The following is a 25,212-nucleotide window of genomic DNA, read 5'->3' on the forward strand; positions in this document are numbered from 1 at the left end:
GTGCCGACACCGGTTCTATCGCGCTTCGTCCATCAGCTCGCGCATCCGCCGCACCGCGGCTTCCAGCCCGGTGAAGATCGCTTCACCGATCAGGTAGTGCCCGATGTTCAGCTCGGCGAGCTGCGGGATCGCGGCAATGGCCTGCACATTGTCATAGGTCAGTCCGTGGCCCGCGTGCGGCTCGATCCCGTTGCGCGCGGCAAGCGCGGCCATGTCGGCGATTCGCTTCAGCTCCACCGCCCGCGCTTCGCCTGTGGCATGGGCATATTCGCCGGTGTGCAGCTCCACCACCGGCGCGCCCAGCTTCATCGCCGCCTCGATCTGCCGCGCCTCGGGCGCGATGAACAGGCTCACGCGGATGCCCGCGTCGGACAGTCGTGCAACGATCGGGGCAAGCCGGTTGTGCTGGCCCGCGGCATCGAGACCGCCCTCGGTCGTGCGCTCCTCGCGCCGCTCAGGCACGATGCAGGCCGCGTGCGGGCGATGCTTGAGCGCGATCGCCAGCATCTCGTCGGTCGCGGCCATTTCCAGGTTCAGCGGCAGGCTGGTCGCCGCCTGGATGCGGGCGAGATCCTCGTCGCGGATATGGCGGCGATCCTCGCGCAAGTGCGCGGTGATGCCATCGCCGCCCACCGACGCCACGATCTCGGCCGCGCGGACCGGATCGGGGTGATCGCCACCGCGCGCATTGCGGATGGTGGCGACGTGATCGATATTGACGCCCAGCCGCAGCGAATTAGGGCGCAGGCGCCCCGGAGCGAGCGCGCTCATCAGGCCTGCGCCCGGCTGCCCGGCTTGATCGCCGGAGTCGCGGCGAGATCGGCCGGTACTTCGTCGGGCGCATAGGTCGGGAAGTTCAACGCCACGAGCGGGAAGAACGGCACGCCAAGATCGACGCTGCCGCCCGACCGGTCGACGAGCGAGGCTGCGGCGATCACCTCGCCGCCGGCCGCCTCGATCGCGACGATCGCCTCGCGGCTCGAAAGCCCGGTGGTGACCACGTCCTCCACCAGCAGCACCCTGTCACCTTTGCTAAGGGCGAATCCGCGGCGCAGCTCGAACGTGCCGGTCGGCCGTTCGACGAACATCGCCTCCACGCCCAGCGCGCGGCCCATCTCGTGGCCGATGATCACCCCGCCCATCGCCGGGCTGACCACCTTCTGGATCTGCTGGCGCAGCTCGCGCGGGATCCTGGCGGCGGTCGCGGTGGCGAGACGAGACGCGCGCATCGGGTCCATCAGCACGCGCGCGCATTGCAGGTAATGCGCGCTGTGGCGGCCCGAAGACAGCAGGAAGTGGCCCTCCAGCAGGGCCTGGCTTGCACGGAACTCGGCTAGGATTTCGTCTTCCGACATGGCGCTTCCATCACGCGCCGCACAAGGGGCGGCGGGCTCCTTCTATAGACGCGCCGCCATGGCCCGCCACCCGGCTGGCGGCAAGCCTTTTATACACTTTCGGGCTGCCCTAAAAAACTGCGCCCAGCCGCTTGAGGGTTGGGACAACGGCGCGTATAGGCCGGTCCAATCGAGGGAATTAGAGGGGTTGCGCCCGCGCCTTTTTGGCACAGCGCAAATCAGGGAAAAGCGGAACTTTTGACGATGAGTCTTGCCGATACCGCCCGCCTCGCGGGCAATGCGATCCGGACCCTGGGCCTTGCTGCCGCGCTGAGCTTCGCCCCTGCGGCGATGGCAGCCACGGCTGCCGCGCCCGCTCCGGCTGTCTCCGCCAGTGCTGCGCCCGCCGCGGCGCCTGCGGCCGAGGCTGCGAAGGCCGCGCCCGCCGATGGCGCCTACGTGCCGATGAAACCTACCGCCGGCAAGGGCATGCCCGTCGATGGTGGCGTGACGTTCCAGGACCAGTACTCGCCCACGGGCAAGCAGGCCCTGGCGATGCACGACTACATCCTCCTCCCGATCATCGTCGCGATCACGTTCCTCGTGCTCGTGCTGCTGCTCGTGGCGATGGCGAAGTTCAACCGCCGCGCCAATCCGGTTGCGTCGAAGACCAGCCACAACACGCTGATCGAAGTGATCTGGACGCTGGTCCCCGTGCTCATCCTCGTGGTGATCGCGGTGCCTTCGATCCGTCTCCTTGCCCAGCAGTACAAGCCCGCGCCCAAGGGCGCGCTGACCGTGAAGGTCACTGGCTACCAGTGGTACTGGGGCTACACCTATCCGGACAACGGCGGCTTCGAAGTCATCTCGAACATGCTGCCCGATGAAGAAGCGCTCAAGCGTGGCGAGCCGCCGCAGCTTGGTGCCGATGCGCGTATGGTCGTTCCGGTGGGTGAACCGATCCGTCTGCAGACCACCGGGTCCGACGTGATCCACTCGTTCTCGGTTCCCTCGCTCTGGTTCAAGCTCGACGCTGTGCCGGGCCGGATCAACGAGAAGGTTCTGATCGTCAACGAGCCGGGCGTCTATTACGGCCAGTGCTCGGAACTGTGCGGCGCTCGCCATGGCTACATGCCGATCGTCGTCGAGGCCCTGCCGCGTCCCAAGTTCGAGGCGTGGGTCAAGGCCCAGGGTGGCACCGTCGGTGGCGCCCCCGCTGCTGCTCCGGCCGCCGCTCCCGCCGTCACGCCTGCTGCCGCCACGGCGCCTGCCGCTCCCGCGGCGGACGCTTCGGCCGCCCCGGCCGCGTAAGAGAATCAAGGACAAGGTTCGCAAGCCATGGCTTCCATTCCAGCCGACCACGAACACTTCGGGGCGCATCACGACGATGCCCACGACCATGACCACAAGCCGAGCTTCTTCGCGCGTTGGTTCATGTCGACCAACCACAAGGACATCGGGACGCTCTACCTGATCTTCGCGATCTTCGCGGGGATCATCGGTGGCGCCGTCTCGGGCATGATGCGCGCCGAACTCGCGCAGCCGGGGATCCAGTACCTCGGCGTGTTTGCCCAGTTCCTGGGTGAAAAGAACCCCAGCTTCGACCAGCAGCTCCACCTGTGGAACGTGCTGATCACCGCGCACGGTCTGATCATGGTGTTCTTCATGGTCATGCCGGCGATCATCGGCGGCTTCGGCAACTGGTTCGTGCCGATCATGATCGGCGCGCCCGACATGGCCTTCCCGCGCATGAACAATGTGTCGTTCTGGCTGACCTTCTCGGGCTTCTGCTCGCTGATGGCCTCGGCCTTCTTCCCGGGCGGCACCGGCAACGGCGCGGGCACCGGCTGGACGGTCTATGCTCCGCTCTCGACTTCGGGCTCGGTCGGCCCGGCTGTGGACTTCGCGATCTTCTCGCTCCACCTCGCCGGCGCCGGTTCGATCCTCGGTGCGGTCAACTTCATCACCACCATCTTCAACATGCGCGCGCCGGGCATGACCCTGCACAAGATGCCGCTGTTCGTGTGGTCGGTGCTCGTGACCGCGTTCCTGCTGCTGCTGTCGCTGCCGGTTCTCGCCGCTGCGATCACCATGCTGCTGACCGACCGCAACTTCGGCACCACCTTCTTCGACGCTGCCGGCGGCGGCGACCCGATCCTCTACCAGCACCTGTTCTGGTTCTTCGGCCACCCCGAAGTGTACATCATGATCCTGCCGGGCTTCGGCATCATCAGCCAGATCATCTCGACCTTCTCGAAGAAGCCGGTGTTCGGCTACCTCGGCATGGCCTACGCCATGGTCGCGATCGGCGTCGTCGGGTTCATCGTGTGGGCCCACCACATGTACACCACCGGCCTCGACGTGAACACGAAGATGTACTTCACCGCGGCTACCATGGTCATCGCGGTCCCCACCGGCATCAAGATCTTCTCGTGGATCGCGACGATGTGGGGCGGTTCGATCGAGTTCAAGTCGCCGATGGTCTGGGCGATCGGCTTCATCTTCCTGTTCACCATGGGCGGCGTTACCGGCGTCGTGCTGGCGAACGGTGGCATCGACGACAACCTGCAGGACACCTACTACGTCGTGGGTCACTTCCACTACGTGCTGTCGCTGGGTGCGGTGACCTCGCTCTTCGCCGGGTTCTACTACTGGTTCCCGAAGATGAGCGGCCGCTGGCACTCGGAATTCCTTAGCCACCTGCAGTTCTGGGTGTTCTTCGTCGGGGTGAACACGATCTTCTTCCCGATGCACTTCCTGGGCATGCAGGGTATGCCGCGTCGCTACCCCGACTATGCCCCGGCGTTCGAGCACTGGAACAAGATCGCTTCGTTCGGCTACGAGATCATGGCCGTCTCGATCGTGATCTTCCTGATCAACATCGCCTACGCGTTCATCGCCGGTCGCAAGGCCGAAGGGAACTACTGGGGTGAAGGCGCGACCACGCTCGAGTGGACGCTGTCCTCGCCGCCGCCGTTCCACCAGTTCGAGACCCTTCCGGTCATCGAAGACGGCGCGCACCACTAAGCCCTCGCCGCAAGGCCAGGTTTCGAAGCACCCCGGTGGCAACACCGGGGTGTTTTCGTTCGTGTTGCATACGCAAGATGGACATGCTCTGTCCTACAGGGACAGCAGGGCGTAAAACCCTTCGTCATGGCTTCATCTTCGCCCCGCAACTGGCTGGAACTAGGGCGAATTGTCCCGGACCGATGGACGCCCGTACCTGCTTTCGGGTCCTTCGCGCAAAGTTGACATGTAGTCTGTCAACTTCGTCAACTTGGGCGTCCTTCGCGCTCTCCTGCGAAGCCGGTTTGCAGTCCGGCTATCGTGCGATAGGGAAGGGGCAACGAGAGGAGCCGCAATGTCCGAATTCCGCATGATCGATGCAGGCGAAGTCACCCTGCGTGCCCGGGTCGAAGGCCAGGGGCCGCTGGTCATCATGGTCCACGGCTTTCCCGAAAGCTGGTATTCCTGGCGCCACCAGATCGGTCCCGTCACTGCCGCCGGCTTCACCGTCTGCGCCATCGACGTGCGCGGCTACGGCGGATCGGACAAGCCGCATCCGGTCGAAGCCTATGCGATGGAGCGCCTGATCGGCGATGTCGTCGGCGTGGCGGACGCGCTCCAGCCGGGCGAGCCCGCGATCCTCGTGGGACACGACTGGGGCGCGCCGATCGTGTGGAACTCGGCCTTCACCCGCCCGGACCGGTTCAAGGCGGTTGCCGGGCTCTCCGTCCCGTTCGCAGGCGCGCCGACCCGGCCCTTCACCGATGTGTTTCGCGAACTGTTCACCGCCAAGGGTATATTCTTCTACCAGGAATACTTCCAACAGCCGGGCAAGGCAGAGGCCGAGCTGGAGCCGGACGTGCGGCGGTTCCTGCGTGTGTTCCTGCACTCGATCTCGGGAGAGGCGCCGCCCAAGGCCTGGCCGCTCAAGCCGGTCAATTCGCTGCTGCTCGATGGCCTGCCCGAACCGACCGCGCCATCTGCCTGGCTGAGCGATGCCGATCTCGACTACTATGTCGCCGAATTCACCGCATCGGGCCTGCGCGGTCCGCTCAACCGCTATCGCAACCACGAAGCGGACTATGCCTATCTCAAGGCCTGGGCCGACCGCACGCTTGACCAGCCCGCGCTCTACATCGGCGGCACGAAGGACCCGGCAAGCACGCTGTTCGGGCAGGTTTCCGATCCCACCGCGATGATGCGCCGCTATGCGCCCCACGTCGAAGGGCACATGCTCGAAGGCTGCGGTCACTGGACGCAGCAGGAGCGGCCGGAGGAGGTCAACGCGCTGCTGCTCGACTGGCTGAAGCGGGTTCGCTGACGATCGCGGCGAATGGTGTCCATCGGCACCTTTCCAGCGCGCTCCAACTGGCCTATGGGCGGCGGCAAGATCCATGGACTCCACCAGAACCCTTCCGTTGCCCGCTGACTGGCGGGACTTTTTCGCGCTGACGAAGCCGCGGGTGATGACTCTGGTCATCTTCACCGGGCTGTGCGGCCTGCTCGCCGCGCCGGGCGAGATCCATCCCGTGCTCGCCTTCACCGCGATCCTGTGCATCGCGGTCGGCGCAGGCGGTGCGGCGGCGCTGAACCAGTGGTGGGAAGCCGATATCGACGCGGGCATGAAGCGCACCGCGAACCGCCCGTTGCCTGCTGGGCGCATGGATCGCACCTCGGCGCGCGACTTCGGCTTTGCGCTGGCCGGCGGCTCGGTCTTCGTCATGGGCCTTGCCAACGGCTGGCTCCCCGCCGCGATCCTGGCGTTGTCGATCTTCTACTATGCGTGGATCTACACCGTCTGGCTCAAGCCGCGCACACCGCAGAACATCGTGATCGGCGGCGGGGCAGGGGCCTTTCCGCCGCTGATCGGCTGGGTGGCGGTAACCGGGCACATCACGCTGATGCCGGTGCTGCTGTTCCTGATCATCTTCATGTGGACGCCGCCGCACTTCTGGGCGCTCGCCCTGTTCGTGCAGACCGATTACGCCAAGGTGGGCATTCCGATGATGCCGGTGGTGGCGGGAGAGAAGGCCACGCGCCGTCAGATCCTGATCTATGCCGCGCTGCTGCTGCCGCTGGCGGCGACGCCGTGGTTCATCGGTGCGACTGGCCCGATCTATGGCGTGGCGGCGCTGGTGCTGGGGGCGCTGTTCCTGCTGCTGTCCGCCCGAGTCGGGCTGCGCACAAGCGTGCCGGGCGATGGCATGGCGCCCGAAAAGCGGCTGTTTGCCTTCTCGATCATCTATCTTTTCGCGCTCTTCGCGGTGCTTGTCGCGGACCGCTACGCGACCCTGCAAGGCTGGCAATGATGTCCGACGATCCGAAGTTCGATCCCGCCACCGACCTCCAGTTGTTTCGTGCCCGGCAAAAGGCGCGCAACCGCGCGCTCGGCTTCGTGCTGCTGGCGCTGGTGGTGCTGTTCTTTGCGATCACCATCGTGAAGATGGGCCTGCATTCTTCGGGACAGATGTGATGGCTGGCGAGCTGGCGGCAGGCGCTGCCCCGCGGATCGACCGGCGCAACCGCAAGGTCGCGATCATCGCGGCCTCGGGCGCGCTGGCCATGCTCGGCCTGGGCTATGCTTCGGTTCCGCTCTATCGCCTGTTCTGCCAGGCGACCGGCTTCAACGGCACGACCCAGCGGGCGACCGCGCAGCAGGCCGCTGGCATCAAGGCGACGACGCGCCCGATCACCATCCGCTTCGACGCCAATGTCGCCCCGGGCCTGCCGTGGATCTTCAAGCCCGAGCAGGTGACGCAGGATGGCAAGGTGGGCGAGCGCAAGATCGCCTTCTTCATTGCCAAGAACCTGTCGGACAAGCCCATCGTCGGCCGCGCCGTGTTCAACGTGACGCCCGAGCAGACTGGCGCCTACTTCCACAAGATCCAGTGCTTCTGCTTCAACGAACAGCGGCTGGAGCCCGGACAGGAAGTGCGGATGCCGGTGATCTACTACGTCGATCCCGCCATGCTGCAGGACGCCAATGCCCGCGACGTGCCGGAGATCACGCTCAGCTACACGTTCCTGCTCGCCGCCGACCAGAGCCTGGTGACCGGCCCGGGGGCCAAGCGCGTGGCGGGTTCGGGCGGGGCTGCACCTAAGAGTTCGTCCACGCTTGCAAAGCCTCTGGACCACACCGCTTCCGCCCGATAAAGGCGGCTCGTTATGCGTCCGGGCGCGAGGTCCGGACTGACCGGAAATTCATCGGGGGAAGTCGAGAACCATGGCCGGCGCAAAGAACCACGATTACCACATCCTGCCGCCCGACATCTGGCCGTTCATCGGCGCGATCTCCGCGCTCGTCATGACCACCGGCGGCGTGCTCCACATGCACAAGCTGCCGAACGGCAATGCCGTGCTCCTGCTTGGCTTCCTGGGCGTGATCGTCACGTTCTTCTCGTGGTTCGGCAAGATCATCAAGGAAGCTCACGCGGGTGACCACACTCCGGTGGTGCAGTTGCACCAGCGGTACGGCATGATCCTGTTCATCGCTTCGGAAGTGATGTTCTTCGTCGGCTGGTTCTGGGCCTTCTTTGATTTCTCGCTGTTCCCTTCGAAGGTGAACACCGACGTCATCGGCGGCGTCTGGCCACCCAAGGCGATCGAAGCGGTGATGAACGCGTTCGACCTGCCGCTGCTCAACACCCTGATCCTGCTGTGCTCGGGCACCACGCTGACCTGGGCGCACCACGCGCTGATCCACGGCGACCGTGACGGCCTGAAGAAGGGCCTGTGGGCGACGATCCTGCTCGGCATGCTGTTCAGCGCGATCCAGGCTTTCGAATACGCCCACGCGCCGTTCGCCTTCGGCCAGAACACCTATGGTTCGTCGTTCTACATGGCGACCGGGTTCCACGGCTTCCACGTCATCGTCGGCACGATCTTCCTGATCGTCTGCCTGATCCGCGCCTACAAGGGCCACTTCACCCCGCGCCAGCACTTCGGTTTCGAAGCCGCCGCGTGGTACTGGCACTTCGTCGACGTGGTATGGCTGTTCCTGTTCGTTGCCATCTACGTGTGGGGCAACTGGGGCGCGCACATCGAGTGATCGATCACCGATGACGAGCACCGAATGATGCAGGACGGCGAAAGCCCGGCATCGAAGGGGCAGCCCGGGGTTACCCAGGCTGCCCTTTTCGGTTTGTGCCCCGTGTGCGGCGCGCGCACGCTGTGGCAGGCCCCGGCCGCGTTCGCCCCGCGATGCCGGGCCTGCGACACGGACTTCGCCGCGCACGAACCGCACGGGCGCACGCTGTTCCTGGTGGTGCTGCCGGTGACGGTCATTCTCGTCGCCGCCGCGCTCAAGCTGGACGATGCGCTACGCCCGGCGCTGTGGGTGCAGGCCGCCCTGTGGGGGACGCTGGTGCCCCTTGTCATGATCGGTGCGCTGCGCCTTGCCAAGACGGCCGCGCTGCGGCGCGCCCTCGATCGGAGAGATCAGCCATGAAGCCGCGTTTCCCCGTGTTTTCGACGATTGTCGTGTGCTCGGCGATCCTGACGATGATCGCGCTGGGCGTGTGGCAACTGCAGCGCAAGCAGTGGAAGGAAGCGCTGATCGCGCGCTATGCCGCCGCTTCGCAACAGACCGGGGATGTGCCTTGGCCGGAGCGGCCTGCTGCGGTCGAGGACGCGCTGTACCGCACGTCGCACTTCCATTGCGACAAGGTGCTGTCGATGACCACGATCGCGGCGCGCAACGCGCTCGACGAGCCCGGCCTTGCCGTGGTGGCAACGTGCCGGCTCGGCCTCAAGAGCGAGGTCGCTGTTTCGCTCGGCTGGTCGCAGCAGCCCAAGACCATCGCGTGGGAAGGGGGCGAGGTCCACGGCATCGTCGCGTCGGGCGGCAAGGACGCCGATGGCAACCCCCGCGCACGGCTGGTCGCTTATCCGCCGGCTGCGGGACTGCAGCCGCTGGCCAAGCCCGACCCCAATTCGCTGCCCAACAACCACCTGGCTTACGCGGTGCAGTGGTTCGCCTTCGCGGTGGTTGCCTCGGTCATCTATGGCCTGCTGCTGTACAGGCGGCTTGCCCCCAAGCCTGCCCGCCGCTAGGCGCGCGCAGGACAAAGGTTGGGGCCAGATTGGAAGTCACATGAAGTACGTCAGCACCCGTGGATCGGCTCCGGCGCTCGATTTCGAGGAAGTGACCCTTGCCGGGCTCGCCTCCGACGGCGGGCTGTACGTGCCGGAAAGCTGGCCTTCGTTCAGCGCCGACGAGATCGCCGCCATGGCCGGGCTGCCCTACGCCGAGCTGGCGCAGAAGGTGATGCAGCCGTTCGTGGGCGACAGCCTGACCCCGGAACGCCTGCTCGAGCTGACCCGCCAGGCCTATGGCCGGTTCGCCCATGCCGCGGTGACCCCGCTCAAGCAGCTGGATGAGCGGCAGTGGGTGCTCGAGCTGTTCCACGGGCCCACGCTGGCGTTCAAGGACGTGGCGCTGCAGCTGCTCGGCCTGCTGTTCGAGGAATTCCTCGGCCGCCGCGACGATCACCTGACGATCGTTGGCGCGACTTCGGGCGATACCGGTTCGGCGGCGATCGACGCGGTTGCCGGCCGCGCCAAGATCGACATCTTCATGCTCCACCCCCACGGCCGGGTGAGCGACGTGCAGCGCCGGCAGATGACGACGGTGCTGGCGCCCAACGTCCACAACATCGCCATCGACGGCAGCTTCGACGATGCGCAGGCGATGGTGAAGCGCATGTTCAACGATCCCGGCATGACCGGCACGTTCGGCATCGCCGCGGTCAATTCGATCAACTGGGCCCGCCTGATGGCGCAAGTGGTCTATTACTTCGCCGCCGCGCTCCAGCTGGGCGCGCCGCAGCGCAAGGTCGCCTTCTCGGTGCCGACGGGCAACTTCGGCGATGTGTTCGCAGGCTATGTCGCGGCCAAGATGGGGCTGCCGATCGAGCGGCTGATCGTGGCGACCAACGTCAACGACATCCTCCACCGCGCGCTGTCCACCGGCGACTATTCGGCCGGGACGGTGACTCCCACCGCCGCGCCGTCGATGGACATCCAGGTCAGTTCCAACTTCGAGCGGCTGCTGTTCGATGCCGGCGGGCGCGATGGCGCGGCGATGGCCGAGCAGATGCGCACGTTCGAGGCGACCAAGGCGATCCAGCTGACCAACGCGCAGCGCGAAAGCGCCGCCGCGCTGTTCACCAGCGCGCGGGCCGATGCATCGGACATGGCCAACGCGATGCGCTGGGCGCACGAGGAATGCGGCGAGGTGCTCGATCCGCACACGGCGATCGCGCTCCACGCGGCGCGTGCGGCCACCGATCTTCCCGCCGACGTGCCGGTGGTGACGCTGGCGACGGCGCATCCGGCCAAGTTCGTCGACGCGGTCGAACGCGCCACGGGCGTGCGTCCGCCGCTGCCTTCGCGCGTGGGAGACCTGTTCGAACGCGCCGAGGCTTGTTCGCACCTGCCCGGCACTTATGACGCAATCGCGGCCTTCGTGGCCGAGCGGGCGACGCCGAAGCACGGCTGATGGCGGTTCTCGACCTCCAACCGAAGCTGATGGTCGGCGAGGGCTGGGGTGACTTCGGCCTGATCGATTCGGGGCACGGCCGCAAGCTCGAGCGCTATGGCGACTATCGCTTCGTGCGGCCCGAACCGCAGGCGATGTGGAGCCCGGCGCAAGGCGAATGGCAGGCCCACGGCGAATTCGTGCCCGGATCGGACGAGGACGGCGGCGGCAAGTGGCGCTTCGACCGGCCGGTCCCGCGCGAGGGCTGGGACCTTTCGCGCGGAGACGTGCGCTTCACCGCGAGCTGCACCCCGTTCCGGCACCTGGGGTTCTTTCCGGACATGGCCCCGGTGTGGGACTGGATGGGCGAGCAATTGGCCGGCAAGGCCGAGGCGAGCACGCTCAACCTGTTCGGCTATACCGGCGTCGGCACGCTGTCGCTGTCCGAACACGGGGCGGTGACGCATGTAGATGCATCGAAGAAGTCGGTGGCGCAGGCCCGCGCCAACGCCGCGCTTTCGGGCATGGAAGCGCGGCCGGTGCGGTGGATCGTCGACGATGCGGCCAAGTTCACCGCGCGCGAGGTGCGGCGGGGCAGGCGCTATGACGGGATCATCCTCGATCCGCCGAAGTTCGGGCGCGGCCCGGAGGGCGAAGTCTGGCGGCTGGAGGAAAGCCTGCCGGGATTGGTCAAGGATTGTGCGGCGCTGCTCGATGGCGACAGCCGGTTCCTGTTCCTGACCGTCTACGCCGTGCGCATGTCCTCGCTCGCCATCGCAGGCTTGCTGGACGAAGCGCTGCGTCATCTGCCCGGCACGATCGAGCATGGCGACCTTGCCATCCGCGAGGAAGGGGCGGGCGGGCGCGTGTTGCCGACCGCGATCTTCGCCCGATGGCGCGCGGGTTGAGAACGCGCCGCTCTGGACATTGCCGGGCACGGGTGTAAGGGGCGCGCCGTGTCCGACAGCCTGATCCTCGAAGTCGCCAACGTCGAAACCGATGTCCTGACCGGCATCTATTCGGAAGAGACCGGCCGCCCGCAACCGCTGCGCATCTCGATCCGTGCGTGGCTGCGCCCGCGCCCGCGCTACACGCCCGACTGCCCGCTGACCGAGAGCAAGAACTACATGGACCTGAAGTTCGCGGCCTCGGACGGTCTGCCGAAGGATGTCCATTTCAAGCTGATCGAATCCGTGGCTGACCACATCTGCGAAACGCTGTTCCTGCAGGACGTGCGGGTCGAGCGGATTGAGGTGAAGATCGTCAAGCTGGCGATCAGCGAGGCGGGCGAGGACATCGGCATGACGCTGACCCGCGAGCGCAGCGCCTGGGAAGCCTACGTCGGGTGAGCGAGGCTGCCTCCTCCTCCTCCGCCTCGACGCGCCCGATGGCGCTGGTTACCGGCGGCTGGCGGCGGATCGGCGCAGCGATAGCGGAACGGCTGGCGGTGGCGGGCTGGGATTTGGCGCTTCATGCCCACCACGCGACGACGTTCGACCCTGATTTCGCCGCGCGGCTGGAAGAGCTCGGCGCGCAGGTCCATGCGCTGGAGGCAGACCTTGGCGATGCCGACGCGGCCGTGGCGCTCGTAACACGGGCTGCCGAAGCGGCGGGAAGGTCGGCCAGCCTGCTGGTCAATTGCGCCTCGCTGTTCCGCGACGACGATGCGACGACGTTCAACGCCAAGGGGCTCGCCGAGCATCTCCAGGTCAACCTTGCCGCGCCGGTGCTGATGACCGGCGCCTTTGCCCAGGCGCTGGGTGACGCGGCGGGAAGCGTGGTCATGATCCTCGACCAGCGGGTGCTCAATCCCGTGCCGGACCAGTTCTCGTACACGCTGTCGAAGCAGGGGCTGCACGCATCGGTGCGCACGCTGGCACGATCGCTGGCACCGCGGGTGCGGGTCAACGGGGTGGCGCCGGGGCTGACGCTGCCGACCGCTGATTACGATGCCGGGCAGTGGGAGCGCCTTGCCGCGCTGATGCCGCTCGACCGGCTGGCCGATCCCGCCGAGATCGCCGAGGCGGTGGCCTACCTCGCGAACGCACCGTCGGTAACGGGGCAGACAATCTTCGTCGATGCGGGCGCACACCTTGAATCTTATGCCCGGGACTTCGTACATCTGGCGAAGTGAACGCTGCCGCACCCTTGATCGACCGATTCGCCCGGCGAATCAGCTACCTGCGAATGTCGGTCACCGATCGGTGCGATCTGCGCTGCGCCTATTGCATGCCCGAGCGGATGGAATTCCTGCCCCGCGCCGAAGTGCTGACGCTAGAGGAACTGCACCGGCTTGCGCTTGCCTTCATCGCGCGCGGGGTGACCAAGCTGCGACTGACCGGGGGCGAACCGCTGGTGCGGCGCGACATGATCGAGCTGGTCCGCGCGCTGGGGCGCGAATTGGGCAATGGTCTTGAGGAACTGACGCTCACCACCAACGGCACGCGGCTTACCGAATTTGCCGGTGATCTGGGGGCGGCAGGGGTGAAGCGGATCAACGTTTCGCTCGATACCCGCGACCGCGCGACTTTCGCCCGGCTCGCCCGGCGCGATGCATTGCCCCAGGTGCTTGACGGCATTGCCGCGGCCAAGGCGGCGGGGCTCAAGGTCAAGCTCAATACCGTGGCGCTGAAGGGCGCAAACGAGGAGGAGCTACCCGACCTGATTGCCTGGGCGCATGGCGAGGGCCACGACATCACGCTGATCGAGGTCATGCCGCTGGGCGAGATCGAGCAAGACCGCTTCGACCAGTACCTGCCGCTCGATGCGGTTCGGCAGCAGCTTGCGCAGCGCTGGACCCTGGTGGCCAGCGACGCGCGCAGCGGCGGCCCCGCGCGCTATGTCGACATTGCCGAGACGGGCGGACGGCTGGGCTTCATCACCCCGCTGACCGGCAACTTCTGCGAAGGGTGCAACCGCGTGCGCGTGACGGCGACAGGGCAGCTGTTCATGTGCCTTGGTGGCGAGGGCCGGGTCGACCTGCGCGCGGCGCTGCGCTCCGACGATCCCGATGCCGCGCTGGCGCAGGCCTTTGCCCGCGCCATGGGCGAAAAGCCCGAGCGGCACGCCTTTGCCATCGACCACGAAGGCGCGGCACCGGCGCTGGCGCGGCACATGTCGATGACGGGCGGTTGATGGCGGCAAGGCTTATCTTTCTCGGGCGGCTCGAGGACGCGGCCGGTGCGAGCGAGCGCGAGGTTGCATGCGGGCCTCTGGCCGAGATTCTCGCCACGCTCGATCCGGCGCTGGCGGTCCAGTTGTTGGGCGAACGGGTGCGCCTGGCGCTCAATGGCGTGCTGCTGGCCGAGGCCGGCGGCGTGGTGCTCGCCGATGACGATGAACTCGCCTTCCTGCCGCCGGTGAGCGGGGGCTGAGATGCGCGACGTGCGGCTGCTCGACTTGGGCTTCGATCCTTCGCTGGAGCTCGAACGGTTTACGGCCGGGCACCCGCAGGCCGGCGGCGTGGTCAGCTTCCTGGGGCAAGTGCGGCAGGGTGAAGGCGTGGAAGCGCTGGAGCTGCGGCACTATGCGCCGCTGACCTTGCCGGGGATGCGGGCGTTGGCCGATGCGGTACTCGCCCGCTGGGCGCTCGACGGGCTGCTGATCGTCCATCGCATCGGCGTGATGGTGCCGCGCGATCCGATCGTGCTGGTGGCGGCCGCGGCGCGCCATCGCCGCGATGCCTTTGCCGCTGCCGACTTCGCGATGGACCACCTCAAGAGCGAATCGTGGTTCTGGAAGCGGGAAAAGACGTCCGACGGCTGGCGCTGGATCGAACCGCGCGACGAGGATCGGCGCGATCTGGCGCGCTGGTAGCGGCGCGAAGGCGGCTTAGCCGGCGACCCGGCTCTTGAGCGAATCGAGCGTCGCCAGTTCCTTGCGCATCAGTTCGTCGACCTGCGCGTGGGCTGGTGCGATCAGGTCAAGATCGGCGCGCGGGCCATCGACCGCGGCCTGCGCGGCAACGACCAGCATGCGATCGAGGTCGGCCATGGCAACCATGCCTTCGCTGCGCGCCGAATCGAGATCGGCTATGGCGATCTGCGCCACTGACCAGGCTTCGCTGCCGACGGCCGCGCCGCGAGCGGCAGCGACCGCACGTTCGGCACTGGCGCGGCGGGCTTCGAACCTGGCATCGGCCTTGACTGCCTGATCGGTCAGCGCGGCGACGCGGGCGGCGGTGCCGGCATCGGGCGCGATCGGAGCCTGCGCATCGGGCGTGGGGGCCGTGACCGGCATGGCGGAACCATAGGCGCGCTCTGCCGGACGGCGGGCGAGCGAGGGATAGCGTCCGCGATCGCCGCTGCAGGCGGTCGTGGCAAGGCTGGCAAGCACGAGCAGGGCGAGTGCGCCGTGGCGCATGGAATACGGTTGGACTGAGAAGGTGCGGTCGGCCATGAGCGTGCCATAGCATGCGCGCGCGCCGACGCCAGCGTGCCGAGCCAGTCCATCGCGATCCTGCGCCTTTGCCGCGTGTTGCGGCGTTGACACGAATCTCTCCTTGGACTATCGGCACCGCTCTTTCCGGGGTTCCGCATTCGGCGGGATACCGGCGTATTGCCCGCTGTCCTCGGTTTCTCGCAAGAGAATCGCGGTGCTTGGTGGGCCAGGCATTTGAAACGGATAGCAGGAACCATGTTCGCAATCGTGCGCACGGGCGGCAAGCAGTACCGGGTAGCCGCCGGAGACAAGATCGCTGTCGAGAAGCTGGCGGGTGAAGCCGGCGACACGATCACCCTCGGTGATGTCCTCCTCGCCGGCAAGGACGGCGAACTCGCCGATGCCGCCGCGATCACGGTTTCGGCCGAGATCATCGCGCAGGCGAAGTCGGAAAAGGTCGTGGTGTTCAAGAAGCGCCGCCGCCACAACTATCGCCGCAAGAACGGTCACCGCCAGCAGCTGACCCTGCTGCGGATCGTTTCGGTCGCCTGAGCACGAGATCGGAGTAAGACGAGATGGCACACAAGAAAGCAGGCGGCTCTTCGCGCAACGGTCGCGACTCAGCTGGCCGCCGCCTCGGCGTGAAGAAGTTCGGCGGCCAGGAAGTGGTCGGCGGCAACATTATTATCCGTCAGCGTGGGACCCGCGTGTACCCGGGCGCCAACGTGGGCATGGGCAAGGATCACACCCTGTTCGCGCTCGCCGAAGGCCGCGTACGCTTCCACGCCGGCAAGCTCGGCCGCAAGTACGTGTCGGTCGACGCCATGGCTGAAGCCGCCGAATAAATCGGATGGTCATGCAAAGGGCCATCCTGCCGGGATGGCCCCGCCGGTTTCAGTAACCGGCAGATCGAGGGAGAGGGGCCAACCCGTCTCCCTTTTTTCGTTTCTCCCTCACCCGAATCGCCGCGCGCGCAGCCCCGATCGTCTCGACATCGGCGGCTTCGCGTCGGCAGCGAAATATCCCTGTCATGCCGGGGGCCTAGGGGCCGTTGGCAACAGGGCGGATGAGGAGAATTCACGTGTTCATTCGCAGCGAAAGGCTGTTCCTGCGGCCCGCCTGGCCCGAAGACTGGGCCGAATTGCACGCCATCATCGATGACGAGGCCATCGTGCGTAACCTGGCGCGTGCGCCGTGGCCCTATGGCCCCGAAGACGCGCGCTGGTTCGCCAGCCAGCCGCAGGATCTGCGCCATCCCCACTTCTTTGTCACGCTGCCGGGGGCACACGGTTCGAGGCTTATCGGATGCGCGGGGCTTGCGCCCGCGGAACAGGGCGGCGTCGAACTCGGCTACTGGATCGCGCGCAGCCACTGGGGCAGGGGCTATGCGACCGAGGCGGCGCGCGCAGTGCTGAACGTCGCGCGGGCCATCGGCCACGATCGCATCGAGGCGAGCCATTTCATCGACAACCCGGCGTCGGGACAGGTGCTGCGCAAGGCGGGATTCCGTCCCACCGGCGAATGGCGGCCACGCTATAGCGCGAGCCGAAAGACGGTCTGCACGTCGGTGATGTTCGAAAAGTTGCTGTCCCCCGCCGGCAACGGCGATGGCGATGGAAACGACAGCGGCGGCCAATCGGAAGAAGTCATGCGAGCCGCGTGAAGCGGCCCGCATGACCTGGCATCAGGCGAGTGCGGCGGTTGCCGGGAAGTCGCGCTCGGCCTTGCCAATAAGGGCGCGGTCATCGTGGTTCCACGGGTGGAAACCGGGCAGGAAGTAGCTGAGCCACAAGGGCAGGATACGGCTGACGAGACCGGGCTTGATAAGCAGGTAGGCGGCGAGCCTGGCCTTGATCTTCCAGCCGGTGAGGCCGTCCTGCCGAAGCAGTTCGAGCGTATCGTCGATGCGGTGAATGAAGAATTCGCGCGTGACGGCCAGCATGAGCAGCGACTTGATCTTCCAGCGCTTCCACCGGCTCCAGTCGCGGGTGGCGTGAAGCCAGGTATCGTAGGCGACGCCCTTGTGCTCGATTTCCTCGATCGCGTGCCAGCGCCACAGGTTGGCGGTCTCTTCCTCGCCGCCCCTGAGGTGCGCCGGCGTCCGCAACAGTTCGAGCGCAAGGATTGCGGTGAAGTGTTCGAGCGCCATGGTCGTGGCGAGGTTGGCGATCGGCGGGCGGCCCTTCGCTTCGTCGAGGTTTTCGGCGAGGCGGCGTTCCATTTCCGACAGGTCGTAGCCCGCTTCGGTCGCCGCGCGGTTGAACGCGACGTGTTCACGGGTGTGGTTGATTTCCTGGCGGATGAAGTCGCGGATCTCGGCCTCGAGACGGGGCGGCGTGCCTTCGCGGAAGGCCTTGACCGATTCGATGAAGAACGCCTCGCCCCGGGGGAAGGTCAGCGACAGGGCATTGTACCAGGCCGAGGCGATGGGATCGTTGTTCAGCCACCAGCGCGGCAGCTTGCGTTCGCGGCCGAAGCGGCGGTCGCGCACGACCAGCTCCAGATCGGCGGGGGTGGCGCTGCCAAGGGCGGCCGCCTTGCCCGCCGAGGCGGCGGACGCTACGTCAAGGGCTTGCAAGTCTGCAGTCATCGTTCTACCCACGCATAATTGACAGATATGTCAGTAGGGCCAGAGATAGAGTAACTGACAACAATGTCAATAAGGAAGCGCCTCAGTCCGGAGGAAAGCCGCGTCGCCGCCCTTGAAGCCGCGCGCGCACTGTTGATCGAGGCGGGGCCGCAGGCGGTGACGCTGAAGGCAGTGGCGGGACGGATCGGTCGCACGCATGCCAATCTGCTCCACCATTTCGGCTCTGCCTCGGGCCTGCAGAAGGCGCTAGCGGGTTATCTGGCCGAGACGATCTGCGCCACGATCCGCGAGGCGGTGATCGCACAGCGTTCCGGTATCGGCTGCCCGCGCGACGTTGTCGACCTGACGTTCGATGCGTTCGACAAGGAAGGGGCAGGTGCGCTGGCATCATGGATGCTGCTTTCCGGCAACGAAGACGCGCTCGATCCCATCGTCGATACGATCCACGACCTTGTCGTCGATCTGGACGAATACGGTTCGGACACGCAGCGCGGCAATACGCTGGCTCTGGTGCTGATGGCGCTGGGCGATGCGCTGATGGGCGGGCCGCTGGCGCAAGCGCTCGAATTGCCGCGCAATGCCGCACGCGACCGGGCCGAAGCGATGCTGGTCGAAGGGTTGCAGCCCGCGCCGATCACGCCGGAGGGGTAAGGTCCATCCAGTGCGGCGCAAGGTCGGGGGTGATGTCCTCGACCCGCAGGTGATCGACCGCCAAACCCAGTTCGGGATATGCAGCGCGGCGGCGGGATTCGTCCGAACGATCCAGCGGCAGGACCACGAGCCGGCGATTGACCTTTTGCCGCCAGTTCATGCGCGCGGTGTTTTCCTGGCCGACATAGCAACCCTTGGTGAAGCTGACGCCGTTGAGATCTACTGCGTTACATTCGAGCCAAAGCGTCTTGTCGCTGCCGAGTTCGGCCTGCCCTTCGGTAACGCCAAGGCGGAGGCGGTGTTCAAGCCATGCGGCATCCGCGGCCCGGTCTTCATCCCCCACCGGGGCGATCCAGCGCTGGCCGAGCGCGCGAAGCCGCGGATCGGCGGCGCCGCCATCGCCGGCATGGCCTTCCCAGTAGACGCCCAGGTTGTCGGCGCGTTCGATGCGGATCTTGCGACGCAGGCGGTAAAGCGACAGGCGCTTGGCAAGGGCATCGGCGACCGAGGCTTCGCAATCGAGCAGCAGCCCATCGCCATCGGGCCAGACCAAGAAATCGAACAGCACCTTGCCTTGCGGAGAGAGCAGCGCCGCCCAGACCGGGAGCGGCCCCTTCACGTCATTGGTGACGATGCCCTGGAGGAAAGCGGCAACATCCTCGGCCGGGTCTTCAGGGGCGAGGCGGACGAGCGCGCGGTCGAACAGGCGGGGCTGGGTCATGCGCTCCATTTGGCATGGGCGGGGGCGCGTTCAAGTGGGGCGGTCCAGCTTTTCCTTGCAGAGCAGGTTGCGTCATCGGCGCGCTGTGGCAAAGCGTCTGCCCCATGACCGAGACTCTGACGATCCGCCGCCCCGACGACTGGCACGTTCACCTGCGCGATGGCGAGGTGCTGAAAGGCGTGCTCCCCTACACCGCGCGCCAGTTCGCCCGTGCGATCGTCATGCCCAACCTTTCCCCGCCGATGACCGACGTTGCCGGCGTCTCCGCCTATCGCGACCGCATCCTTGCAGCGGTGCCCGAAGGCGTCGATTTCACCCCGCTGATGACGCTTTACCTCACCGATGCGACTGATCCGGACGAGGTCGAGCGCGGCTTCACCGCCGGCGTGTTCGTGGCGGCCAAGCTCTATCCGGCGCACGCGACGACGGGCTCGGCGCATGGCGTGACGGCGATCGCCAACATCATGGCCGTTCTGGAACGCATGGAGAAGATCGGAATGCCCTTGCTGATCCATGGCGAGGTTACCGATTCGCATGTCGACATCTTCGATCGCGAAGCGGTGTTCATCGAGCGCACGCTAATCCCGCTGGTGAAAGCGCTGCCCGGGCTGAAGGTGGTGTTCGAGCACATCACCACCGAGGAAGCCGCGCAGTTCGTGGCAGAGGCATCCGACCGGATCGGCGCGACGATCACGCCGCAGCACCTGCACATCAACCGCAATGCGATGCTGGTCGGCGGGATCCGTCCGCACGCTTATTGCCTGCCGGTGGCCAAGCGCGAAAAGCACCGGCTGGCGCTGCGCAAGGCGGCAACGTCGGGCAGCGCGAAGTTCTTCCTGGGCACCGATACCGCGCCGCACGCCAAGCATCTGAAGGAGGCGGCTTGCGGCTGCGCCGGCATCTTCAATGCGCCCTATGCGCTGGAAAGCTACGTCGCGGTGTTCGACGAGGAAGGCGCGCTCGACAAGTTCGAGGGCTTTGCCTCGCTCAACGGTCCGGCGTTTTACGGCATGCCGGTGAACGAGGGCACGGTAACGCTGGAGCGCATGGGAACGAGCGTGCCCGAGACGGTCGATGCGAACGGCACGATGATCGTGCCGTTCCATGCCGGCGAATCGCTAGGCTGGCGCTTCGCTTCTTGAGCGCGATTCGATGCGCCGGCGGCGGAGCATGTCGGCGCTGAACAGCGCAATCGCGGTCCAGATCAGCACGAAGCAGGAAAGGCGCACCGTATCGAGCGGTTCGCCGAACACCACGGTGCCGAGCAGGAAGCTGATCGTGGGCGCAAGGAACTGGACGAAGCCCAGGACCGACAGGTCAAGCTTCTGCGCGGCAAAGGCGAAGAGCAGCAACGGCACGCCGGTGACGATGCCGCTTAGCGCAAGGAGGCCTGCTGTGCCGGCGCCGTGGGTGAGGCTGGAGCCGGCTGGCTGAAGCGCGAACCAGATCACCGCACAGGTTGCGGGAATGAACAGGACCATCGTCTCGATCGTCAGCCCCGGAACCGAGGCGACCGGCGTTATCTTGCGGATCAGGCCATAGAGCGCGAAGCTGACCGCCAGCACCATGGCGATCCCGAGCATGTCGAGCGCGCCCCACAGCAGCAGAGCGATACCGGCCGCAGCGACGGCGACGGCAGTCCACTGCGTGCGGTTCAGCTTTTCGCCAAGGAAGATTGTACCAATCAGCACGTTGAGCAGCGGGTTGATATAGTATCCCAGGCTCGATGCGAGGACATGGCCGTTGGCGACGGCCATGACGAATATCAGCCAGTTGGTGGCGATCAGCGCTGCACTGGCGCACAAACGTATCAGCACGGCCCGATTGCGCAGCGCGGCGCGCAGTTCAGCGCCAAAACCCCGCCAGGCGATGACGATCAGGCAGAATGGCAGCGTAAGGCAGATCCGGAACGCCACGAGTTCGAGCGCTGGCACATGAACGAGCGCATGGAAGTAGAGGGGCAGGAAGCCCCAGATCAGATAGGCGAGGATTGCGGCGCCAAGACCCGGGCCGACCAACTTGGAAGACGTCATGGCCGCTCTGTTGCAGAGAGCGACTGGCAGGCCAAGCAATGTTTCGTCGCTCACTCCGCACAGCTCATGGCTGCAAACGAACGGTTCGTCGATTTCGGCAAATCTGACGGACGCGTTGCATTCCGTTCAGGTTCGACCTTCTAAACATGAACCAACGACGCCGCTCCGAAGAGGTCGAAGCGCCGCCAGAACAGGAGACCAACCATGAAGATCATGACCAAGGCCGCGATGGCGCTCGCCGCTGCAGGCACCTTCACCACCGCTGTCGCTCCGGCGGTGGCCGCCGATTTCGGAACGCCGCAGGCACGTACGGTGCAGCTCGAGCAGAGCTGGAACCACGATGGCCGCTATGGCGACTATGACCGGTACGACCGTTATCGCGGCGGCGATTATGGCCGTCGTTACTACAGCGACTACGATCGCCGTGATTACAGCCGTGGCGATTACTACCGCGGGCAGAGCTGGCGCGGGCGGGATGGCCGCACGTACTGCCGCCGCAACGATGGCACGACGGGTCTGCTGGTCGGTGGCGCGGCTGGCGCGCTGATCGGTCGCGAAGTGGCCGGTTACCGCGGCGACCGCACGCTTGGCGCCATCCTTGGCGCAGCCGGCGGCGCGCTGCTGGGCCGTGAAGTGGACCGTGGCGGTTCGCGCTGCCGCTAAGACATAGCCAGCCCTTCGGGTCGCACCAGGGCAAGGCAGACGAGGAGCGCTCCGGTTCGCCGGGGCGCTCCTTTTTGCGTTCTTAACCAGCGGCGTGCTAGGGCAGGTCGATGGGAACGGGTCGCAAGATGGCAAGTCTGGCGCTTCTGGCGCTTGTGACGGGGTGCGCAGACAGCGCGCCCGACGAGCGCAGGCAGAACGAGGATCCGGTGATGACCGAGGCCATCGAAGGCCAGCTCCTCGTCGATCCCGACCTGTCGCAGAAGAACATGCGCAATGCCGCGATGGTGCCCGCCGGGCCGATCGATCCGGTGCGGCCGCTGCCCGATCCGACCGGGCGAGCCGGGCAGTAAGCGTCAGTCGCTGCGCAGGCCCACGCCGATCCCGGCGCGCGGCTGCTCCATCTCCGTCGAGGCGACGGGATAGGCGCAGTAGTCGGCGGCGTAATAAGCGCTCGGCCGGTTGTTGCCCGAAAGGCCCGTGCCGCCGAATGGTGCAGCGGACGAAGCGCCGTTGGTCGGGCGGTTCCAGTTGACCACACCCGCGCGCACGTTCGCCCAGAAGCGGCTGTAATCGGTGGGGGTACCGCCCACCAGCGACGCCGACAGGCCGAAGCGGGTATTGTTCGCTTCGGCAATGGCCGCGTCGAAATCATCGACCCGGACGATCTGGAGCAGCGGACCGAACAGTTCCACATCAGGCCGTTCCGCGATCGACGTCACGTCAATCATCGCCGGACTGAGGAAGGGCAGGTTTTCGTGCAGGCGCACCATGTGCTTGATCGGTCGGCCACCGCTGGACAGCAGGTAGACGAAGCTCTCGGTCAGGCCGTCGGCGGTGCGGTTGTCGATCACCGGACCCATGAAGGGCGGGGGATCATCGAACGGCGCGCCGACGATCATGCGATCGGCAAGCCGCTTCACTTCACCCACGATGTCGTCGTAGATCGAGCTCTTCACGATCAGGCGGCGGGCCGAGGTGCAGCGCTGCCCTGCCGTAGTGAAGGCAGACTGGGCGACGATGGCCGCGGCATCGGCGATCTTGGGCGTGTCCCACACCACGATCGGATTGTTGCCGCCCATTTCGAGCGCAACGACCTTGCCCGGGTTTCCGGCAAGACGGCGGTTGATGGCGATGCCGACATGCGCCGAGCCGGTGAAGAGCACGCCGTCGACGCCATCATGCTGGGCAAGCGCCTGGCCCTGTGCCGGCCCGCCGATCAGGACCTGGACCACGGCGGCGGAAATTCCCGCGCGGTGGAAGCATTGCGCGAGCAATTCGCCCGTGGCCGGCGCCTTTTCAGAAGGCTTGAACACCACCACGTTGCCCGCGATCAGGGCGGGCACGATGTGGCCGTTGGGAAGGTGTGCGGGGAAATTGTAAGGACCGATCACGGCCATCACGCCATGCGGCTTGTGGCGGATCGCCGAAGTCCCCTGCAAGGCGCTGTCGAGCCGGCGCTGGGCCGTGCGCTCGGCATAGGCGCGCACCGAAATCTCTACCTTGTTGACCACGCTTTCGACTTCGGCGCGGGCTTCCCACATCGGTTTGCCGGTTTCGCGCGCAATCGTGGTGGCAAGCTTGTCGGCTTCCTTGCGCACTTCGTTGGCGAACCGGCGGACAAGTTCTATGCGCGTCGACAGCGGTTGTGCGGCCCAGGCCGGCCACGTCCTGCGCGCACGGGCGACTATCTCGTCGACGTCCCCAACCTTGCCGCGCCAGAATTCGACGCCGGTAGCGGGTTCGATCGATACGATCTCGTCGGGAATGACGGGCGTCTGCTCCACGTTTTCCTTCATCACGGCGGCCTTCCCGCCGCAAGCTGCTGTTCCGCATTAGGACGGAATTGGTAACCAAATAAAGAAGGTAAACCCGGACCGGGGGATTAGGGGATTACCCTTATCCTTCGATATGTCCAGCCGGCATGGGGGCTGGACCATGCGCTGCGCCCGTCCGGCGCAACGCGGCAATCTTGGCGTGGAAGGCCGACCAGTCGTCGTTTTCGGCAATCGGAGCCCAGATCGCCTCGACCTCTTCGATCAGCATCGACTGCGGTACATCGTCGTTCCAGTAGGGATGATCGGAAGGTGTGGGTACGTACCCGGCGAGCATATCCGCAAGCGCATTGGCCGCTTCGCTTGTCGCATCGGCAGGGCGCCGTCCGCCGCGCCAGCCGAACAGCAGCGCATCTGGCGCGACGCCGTCGCTGACCATGACCTGTTCGCAGGCGGCCACCAGCGCGCTGTCGGGATCGAGCCCCTTGGGTTCGACGCCAAGGCGCCAGCACCAGCGGCGGGCCATCGCTTCGCGGTACAGGTCAGGGAAGCGCTGCAAAGCGGCAATCAGCGGTGGCGAATCTTCCAGAAGGCGGAGCGCAACGGCAAGCTGCCCGCAATTCCAGTGGATCGCTTCCGGCTGGCGGCCGAATGCATAGAGCCCGCCTTCGTCGAAGTAGGCAGCGGTGAAGCCGGCATCCCAGCGCGGCAGGAAGCGCCAGGGGCCATAGTCGAAGCTTTCGCCCGAGATGTTCATGTTGTCGGTGTTGAGCACGCCGTGCACGAACCCCGCAACCATGTAGCTCGCGGCAAGATCGGCCATCCTTTCAACCACCTGGTTGAGCAGCCGTGTCGCCGGGCTCGCCCCATCGGGGCCGGCGGCTCCGGGGAAGTTGGCGAGGCAGTATTGCACCAGCTGTGCCATTTCGTCTCTGGCTTCGAGCGCGAGCAGGCGCTGGAAGGTGCCGAAGCGAATGTGCCCGTGCGACAGACGGACCAGCACGGCAGAGCGGGTGGGCGAAGGTTCATCGCCGCGCCACAGCGCCTCGCCCGTTTCAATGATCGAGAACGTGCGGCTTGTGTTGACGCCCAGCGCTTCGAGCATTTCGGTGGCGAGCGCCTCGCGGACGGCGCCCTTCAGCGTGAGGCGCCCATCGCCGCGGCGGCTCCATGGGGTCTGGCCCGAACCCTTGGTGCCAAGATCCATGAGGCGGTCCGAGCCATCGAGCAATTGCGCGAAAAGGAAGCCGCGGCCATCGCCCAGATCCGGATTGTACACGCGGAACTGGTGGCCGTGGTAGCGCAGGGCCAGCGGCTGGGGGAGATTGTCGTCCAGCGGCGAAAACCGACCGAAATGGTCCAGCCATTGCGCATCCGACAGATTGGCGAGCCCGACTTGCGCCGCGGCGCGATCGTTGCGCAAGCGCAGCACCGTTTCGGGAAAGTCCGCCGCAGCCACCGGATCGCCGAGCCAGTCGGCCAAAGCGCGGATTCGGGGGGCGGGGCGATAGGCGGCGTCTTGCGGGTCGGGGATCATCGCGGCATTAGTGGCCCCCGTCGGTCGCCCGCGCAAGCACGCGC

At 66.3% G+C, this 25,212-nt stretch carries 31 protein-coding genes; 23 read left to right on the forward strand and 8 right to left on the reverse strand.

Annotation, left to right across the window (positions count from 1 at the left end):
- Positions 1-15 precede the first annotated feature (15 nt).
- The gene (locus tag HHL27_RS02600) at positions 16-771 is read right to left on the reverse strand and encodes a pyridoxine 5'-phosphate synthase (protein WP_169491792.1); all 756 of its coding nucleotides are present in this window, start codon (positions 769-771) and stop codon (positions 16-18) included.
- Positions 771-1,355: an orotate phosphoribosyltransferase gene (gene pyrE, locus HHL27_RS02605; protein WP_169491793.1), complete on the reverse strand. Its 585-nt coding sequence runs from the start codon at positions 1,353-1,355 to the stop codon at positions 771-773. The genes HHL27_RS02600 and pyrE overlap by 1 nt, the downstream gene beginning before the upstream one ends.
- Before the next feature lie 243 nt (positions 1,356-1,598).
- Between pyrE and coxB the strand changes: the two genes are divergently transcribed.
- The 16 genes from coxB to HHL27_RS02685 all read left to right on the forward strand — a co-directional run bounded on the left by coxB (position 1,599) and on the right by HHL27_RS02685 (position 14,634).
- Positions 1,599-2,645 (forward strand): cytochrome c oxidase subunit II, encoded by a 1,047-nt coding sequence (coxB, locus tag HHL27_RS02610; protein ID WP_169491794.1) that lies wholly within the window; start codon positions 1,599-1,601, stop codon positions 2,643-2,645.
- A gap of 27 nt (positions 2,646-2,672) precedes the next feature.
- Positions 2,673-4,361: a cytochrome c oxidase subunit I gene (ctaD, locus tag HHL27_RS02615; protein ID WP_169491795.1), complete on the forward strand. Its 1,689-nt coding sequence runs from the start codon at positions 2,673-2,675 to the stop codon at positions 4,359-4,361.
- Between the two features lie 334 nt (positions 4,362-4,695).
- Positions 4,696-5,661, forward strand: coding sequence for an alpha/beta fold hydrolase (locus HHL27_RS02620; RefSeq protein WP_169491796.1), 966 nt, complete (start codon positions 4,696-4,698; stop codon positions 5,659-5,661).
- A 73-nt stretch (positions 5,662-5,734) separates the two neighbouring features.
- A complete protein-coding gene (locus HHL27_RS02625; protein WP_169491797.1) occupies positions 5,735-6,649 on the forward strand; it encodes a heme o synthase in 915 nt (304 codons plus the stop codon).
- Complete coding sequence (locus HHL27_RS02630) at positions 6,649-6,813, forward strand: cytochrome oxidase small assembly protein (protein ID WP_169491798.1); 165 nt, start codon at positions 6,649-6,651, stop codon at positions 6,811-6,813. The genes HHL27_RS02625 and HHL27_RS02630 overlap by 1 nt, the downstream gene beginning before the upstream one ends.
- Positions 6,813-7,493, forward strand: a complete 681-nt coding sequence (locus HHL27_RS02635) for a cytochrome c oxidase assembly protein (RefSeq protein ID WP_169491799.1) — start codon at positions 6,813-6,815, stop codon at positions 7,491-7,493. Before HHL27_RS02630 ends, HHL27_RS02635 begins: the two co-directional genes overlap by 1 nt.
- Positions 7,494-7,563: 70 nt before the next feature.
- Positions 7,564-8,388, forward strand: a complete 825-nt coding sequence (locus HHL27_RS02640) for a cytochrome c oxidase subunit 3 (RefSeq protein WP_169491800.1) — start codon at positions 7,564-7,566, stop codon at positions 8,386-8,388.
- A gap of 24 nt (positions 8,389-8,412) precedes the next feature.
- Positions 8,413-8,787 carry a DUF983 domain-containing protein gene (locus HHL27_RS02645; protein ID WP_169491801.1) on the forward strand — a complete coding sequence of 125 codons (375 nt, stop codon included), beginning with the start codon at positions 8,413-8,415 and terminating at the stop codon, positions 8,785-8,787.
- Positions 8,784-9,392, forward strand: coding sequence for an SURF1 family protein (locus HHL27_RS02650; RefSeq protein ID WP_169491802.1), 609 nt, complete (start codon positions 8,784-8,786; stop codon positions 9,390-9,392). Before HHL27_RS02645 ends, HHL27_RS02650 begins: the two co-directional genes overlap by 4 nt.
- A gap of 40 nt (positions 9,393-9,432) precedes the next feature.
- A complete protein-coding gene (gene thrC, locus HHL27_RS02655) occupies positions 9,433-10,839 on the forward strand; it encodes a threonine synthase (protein WP_169491803.1) in 1,407 nt (468 codons plus the stop codon).
- Entirely contained in the window at positions 10,839-11,726 is an 888-nt protein-coding gene (locus HHL27_RS02660; protein WP_169491804.1) for a class I SAM-dependent methyltransferase, read from the forward strand. Before thrC ends, HHL27_RS02660 begins: the two co-directional genes overlap by 1 nt.
- 48 nt (positions 11,727-11,774) lie before the next feature.
- A complete protein-coding gene (locus tag HHL27_RS02665) occupies positions 11,775-12,167 on the forward strand; it encodes a dihydroneopterin aldolase (RefSeq protein ID WP_169491805.1) in 393 nt (130 codons plus the stop codon).
- Positions 12,164-12,952, forward strand: coding sequence for an SDR family oxidoreductase (locus HHL27_RS02670; RefSeq protein ID WP_338114805.1), 789 nt, complete (start codon positions 12,164-12,166; stop codon positions 12,950-12,952). Before HHL27_RS02665 ends, HHL27_RS02670 begins: the two co-directional genes overlap by 4 nt.
- Positions 12,949-13,953, forward strand: coding sequence for a GTP 3',8-cyclase MoaA (gene moaA, locus HHL27_RS02675; RefSeq protein ID WP_169491806.1), 1,005 nt, complete (start codon positions 12,949-12,951; stop codon positions 13,951-13,953). The genes HHL27_RS02670 and moaA overlap by 4 nt, the downstream gene beginning before the upstream one ends.
- Positions 13,953-14,192 (forward strand): MoaD/ThiS family protein, encoded by a 240-nt coding sequence (locus HHL27_RS02680; protein ID WP_169491807.1) that lies wholly within the window; start codon positions 13,953-13,955, stop codon positions 14,190-14,192. Before moaA ends, HHL27_RS02680 begins: the two co-directional genes overlap by 1 nt.
- Position 14,193: 1 nt before the next feature.
- On the forward strand, positions 14,194-14,634 hold the full coding sequence (locus tag HHL27_RS02685; protein ID WP_169491808.1) for a molybdenum cofactor biosynthesis protein MoaE: 441 nt from the start codon (positions 14,194-14,196) through the stop codon (positions 14,632-14,634).
- Positions 14,635-14,649: 15 nt separating this feature from the next.
- Here the strand turns inward: HHL27_RS02685 and HHL27_RS02690 are convergent, their stop codons facing one another.
- Positions 14,650-15,309, reverse strand: a complete 660-nt coding sequence (locus HHL27_RS02690; protein ID WP_169491809.1) for a hypothetical protein — start codon at positions 15,307-15,309, stop codon at positions 14,650-14,652.
- Positions 15,310-15,453: 144 nt separating this feature from the next.
- Between HHL27_RS02690 and rplU the strand changes: the two genes are divergently transcribed.
- From rplU to HHL27_RS02705, 3 genes are all read left to right on the forward strand, one after another.
- Complete coding sequence (gene rplU / locus HHL27_RS02695; RefSeq protein WP_169491810.1) at positions 15,454-15,750, forward strand: 50S ribosomal protein L21; 297 nt, start codon at positions 15,454-15,456, stop codon at positions 15,748-15,750.
- Positions 15,751-15,773: 23 nt separating this feature from the next.
- Complete coding sequence (rpmA, locus tag HHL27_RS02700; protein WP_169491811.1) at positions 15,774-16,043, forward strand: 50S ribosomal protein L27; 270 nt, start codon at positions 15,774-15,776, stop codon at positions 16,041-16,043.
- Positions 16,044-16,279: 236 nt separating this feature from the next.
- Entirely contained in the window at positions 16,280-16,861 is a 582-nt protein-coding gene (locus HHL27_RS02705) for a GNAT family N-acetyltransferase (protein WP_169491812.1), read from the forward strand.
- A 21-nt stretch (positions 16,862-16,882) separates the two neighbouring features.
- Here HHL27_RS02705 and HHL27_RS02710 read toward each other — a convergent pair whose 3' ends face one another.
- Entirely contained in the window at positions 16,883-17,788 is a 906-nt protein-coding gene (locus tag HHL27_RS02710; RefSeq protein ID WP_169491813.1) for a metal-dependent hydrolase, read from the reverse strand.
- A 63-nt stretch (positions 17,789-17,851) separates the two neighbouring features.
- Here HHL27_RS02710 and HHL27_RS02715 point away from each other — a divergent pair, with 63 nt between their 5' ends.
- Entirely contained in the window at positions 17,852-18,439 is a 588-nt protein-coding gene (locus HHL27_RS02715) for a TetR/AcrR family transcriptional regulator (protein ID WP_169491814.1), read from the forward strand.
- Here HHL27_RS02715 and ygfZ read toward each other — a convergent pair.
- Entirely contained in the window at positions 18,423-19,160 is a 738-nt protein-coding gene (gene ygfZ / locus HHL27_RS02720) for a CAF17-like 4Fe-4S cluster assembly/insertion protein YgfZ (RefSeq protein ID WP_169491815.1), read from the reverse strand. The genes HHL27_RS02715 and ygfZ overlap by 17 nt on opposite strands.
- Positions 19,161-19,264: 104 nt before the next feature.
- Between ygfZ and pyrC the strand changes: the two genes are divergently transcribed.
- Positions 19,265-20,302 (forward strand): dihydroorotase, encoded by a 1,038-nt coding sequence (pyrC, locus tag HHL27_RS02725; RefSeq protein ID WP_169491816.1) that lies wholly within the window; start codon positions 19,265-19,267, stop codon positions 20,300-20,302.
- Here pyrC and rarD read toward each other — a convergent pair.
- On the reverse strand, positions 20,279-21,193 hold the full coding sequence (gene rarD, locus HHL27_RS02730; protein WP_169491817.1) for an EamA family transporter RarD: 915 nt from the start codon (positions 21,191-21,193) through the stop codon (positions 20,279-20,281). The genes pyrC and rarD overlap by 24 nt on opposite strands.
- A gap of 204 nt (positions 21,194-21,397) precedes the next feature.
- On the opposite strand from rarD, the gene HHL27_RS02735 reads away from it, so the two are divergent.
- Together HHL27_RS02735 and HHL27_RS02740 are read left to right on the forward strand one after the other, a co-directional pair.
- Positions 21,398-21,856: a glycine zipper 2TM domain-containing protein gene (locus HHL27_RS02735; protein WP_240959265.1), complete on the forward strand. Its 459-nt coding sequence runs from the start codon at positions 21,398-21,400 to the stop codon at positions 21,854-21,856.
- 128 nt (positions 21,857-21,984) lie between these two features.
- A complete protein-coding gene (locus HHL27_RS02740; protein WP_169492094.1) occupies positions 21,985-22,209 on the forward strand; it encodes a hypothetical protein in 225 nt (74 codons plus the stop codon).
- 3 nt (positions 22,210-22,212) lie between these two features.
- Here the strand turns inward: HHL27_RS02740 and astD are convergent, their stop codons facing one another.
- Positions 22,213-23,655: a succinylglutamate-semialdehyde dehydrogenase gene (astD, locus tag HHL27_RS02745; protein ID WP_169492095.1), complete on the reverse strand. Its 1,443-nt coding sequence runs from the start codon at positions 23,653-23,655 to the stop codon at positions 22,213-22,215.
- A gap of 100 nt (positions 23,656-23,755) precedes the next feature.
- The gene (locus HHL27_RS02750; protein ID WP_169491818.1) at positions 23,756-25,168 is read right to left on the reverse strand and encodes a protein adenylyltransferase SelO family protein; all 1,413 of its coding nucleotides are present in this window, start codon (positions 25,166-25,168) and stop codon (positions 23,756-23,758) included.
- Positions 25,169-25,212 lie beyond the last annotated feature (44 nt).

The organism is Novosphingobium olei (genome assembly GCF_012927405.1).
GTDB classification, from domain to species: Bacteria; Pseudomonadota; Alphaproteobacteria; order Sphingomonadales; family Sphingomonadaceae; genus Novosphingobium; species Novosphingobium olei.

Coding starts and splice junctions, on each gene's coding strand:
- HHL27_RS02600 (WP_169491792.1), bottom strand. CDS start 771: ATGAGCGCGCTCGCTCCGGGGCGCCTGCGCCCTAATTCGCTGCGGCTG.
- pyrE (WP_169491793.1), bottom strand. CDS start 1,355: ATGTCGGAAGACGAAATCCTAGCCGAGTTCCGTGCAAGCCAGGCCCTG.
- coxB (WP_169491794.1), top strand. CDS start 1,599: ATGAGTCTTGCCGATACCGCCCGCCTCGCGGGCAATGCGATCCGGACC.
- ctaD (WP_169491795.1), top strand. CDS start 2,673: ATGGCTTCCATTCCAGCCGACCACGAACACTTCGGGGCGCATCACGAC.
- HHL27_RS02620 (WP_169491796.1), top strand. CDS start 4,696: ATGTCCGAATTCCGCATGATCGATGCAGGCGAAGTCACCCTGCGTGCC.
- HHL27_RS02625 (WP_169491797.1), top strand. CDS start 5,735: ATGGACTCCACCAGAACCCTTCCGTTGCCCGCTGACTGGCGGGACTTT.
- HHL27_RS02630 (WP_169491798.1), top strand. CDS start 6,649: ATGTCCGACGATCCGAAGTTCGATCCCGCCACCGACCTCCAGTTGTTT.
- HHL27_RS02635 (WP_169491799.1), top strand. CDS start 6,813: ATGGCTGGCGAGCTGGCGGCAGGCGCTGCCCCGCGGATCGACCGGCGC.
- HHL27_RS02640 (WP_169491800.1), top strand. CDS start 7,564: ATGGCCGGCGCAAAGAACCACGATTACCACATCCTGCCGCCCGACATC.
- HHL27_RS02645 (WP_169491801.1), top strand. CDS start 8,413: ATGATGCAGGACGGCGAAAGCCCGGCATCGAAGGGGCAGCCCGGGGTT.
- HHL27_RS02650 (WP_169491802.1), top strand. CDS start 8,784: ATGAAGCCGCGTTTCCCCGTGTTTTCGACGATTGTCGTGTGCTCGGCG.
- thrC (WP_169491803.1), top strand. CDS start 9,433: ATGAAGTACGTCAGCACCCGTGGATCGGCTCCGGCGCTCGATTTCGAG.
- HHL27_RS02660 (WP_169491804.1), top strand. CDS start 10,839: ATGGCGGTTCTCGACCTCCAACCGAAGCTGATGGTCGGCGAGGGCTGG.
- HHL27_RS02680 (WP_169491807.1), top strand. CDS start 13,953: ATGGCGGCAAGGCTTATCTTTCTCGGGCGGCTCGAGGACGCGGCCGGT.
- HHL27_RS02685 (WP_169491808.1), top strand. CDS start 14,194: ATGCGCGACGTGCGGCTGCTCGACTTGGGCTTCGATCCTTCGCTGGAG.
- rplU (WP_169491810.1), top strand. CDS start 15,454: ATGTTCGCAATCGTGCGCACGGGCGGCAAGCAGTACCGGGTAGCCGCC.
- rpmA (WP_169491811.1), top strand. CDS start 15,774: ATGGCACACAAGAAAGCAGGCGGCTCTTCGCGCAACGGTCGCGACTCA.
- HHL27_RS02710 (WP_169491813.1), bottom strand. CDS start 17,788: ATGACTGCAGACTTGCAAGCCCTTGACGTAGCGTCCGCCGCCTCGGCG.
- HHL27_RS02715 (WP_169491814.1), top strand. CDS start 17,852: ATGTCAATAAGGAAGCGCCTCAGTCCGGAGGAAAGCCGCGTCGCCGCC.
- ygfZ (WP_169491815.1), bottom strand. CDS start 19,160: ATGACCCAGCCCCGCCTGTTCGACCGCGCGCTCGTCCGCCTCGCCCCT.
- pyrC (WP_169491816.1), top strand. CDS start 19,265: ATGACCGAGACTCTGACGATCCGCCGCCCCGACGACTGGCACGTTCAC.
- rarD (WP_169491817.1), bottom strand. CDS start 21,193: ATGACGTCTTCCAAGTTGGTCGGCCCGGGTCTTGGCGCCGCAATCCTC.
- HHL27_RS02735 (WP_240959265.1), top strand. CDS start 21,398: ATGAAGATCATGACCAAGGCCGCGATGGCGCTCGCCGCTGCAGGCACC.
- HHL27_RS02740 (WP_169492094.1), top strand. CDS start 21,985: ATGGCAAGTCTGGCGCTTCTGGCGCTTGTGACGGGGTGCGCAGACAGC.
- astD (WP_169492095.1), bottom strand. CDS start 23,655: ATGAAGGAAAACGTGGAGCAGACGCCCGTCATTCCCGACGAGATCGTA.
- HHL27_RS02750 (WP_169491818.1), bottom strand. CDS start 25,168: ATGATCCCCGACCCGCAAGACGCCGCCTATCGCCCCGCCCCCCGAATC.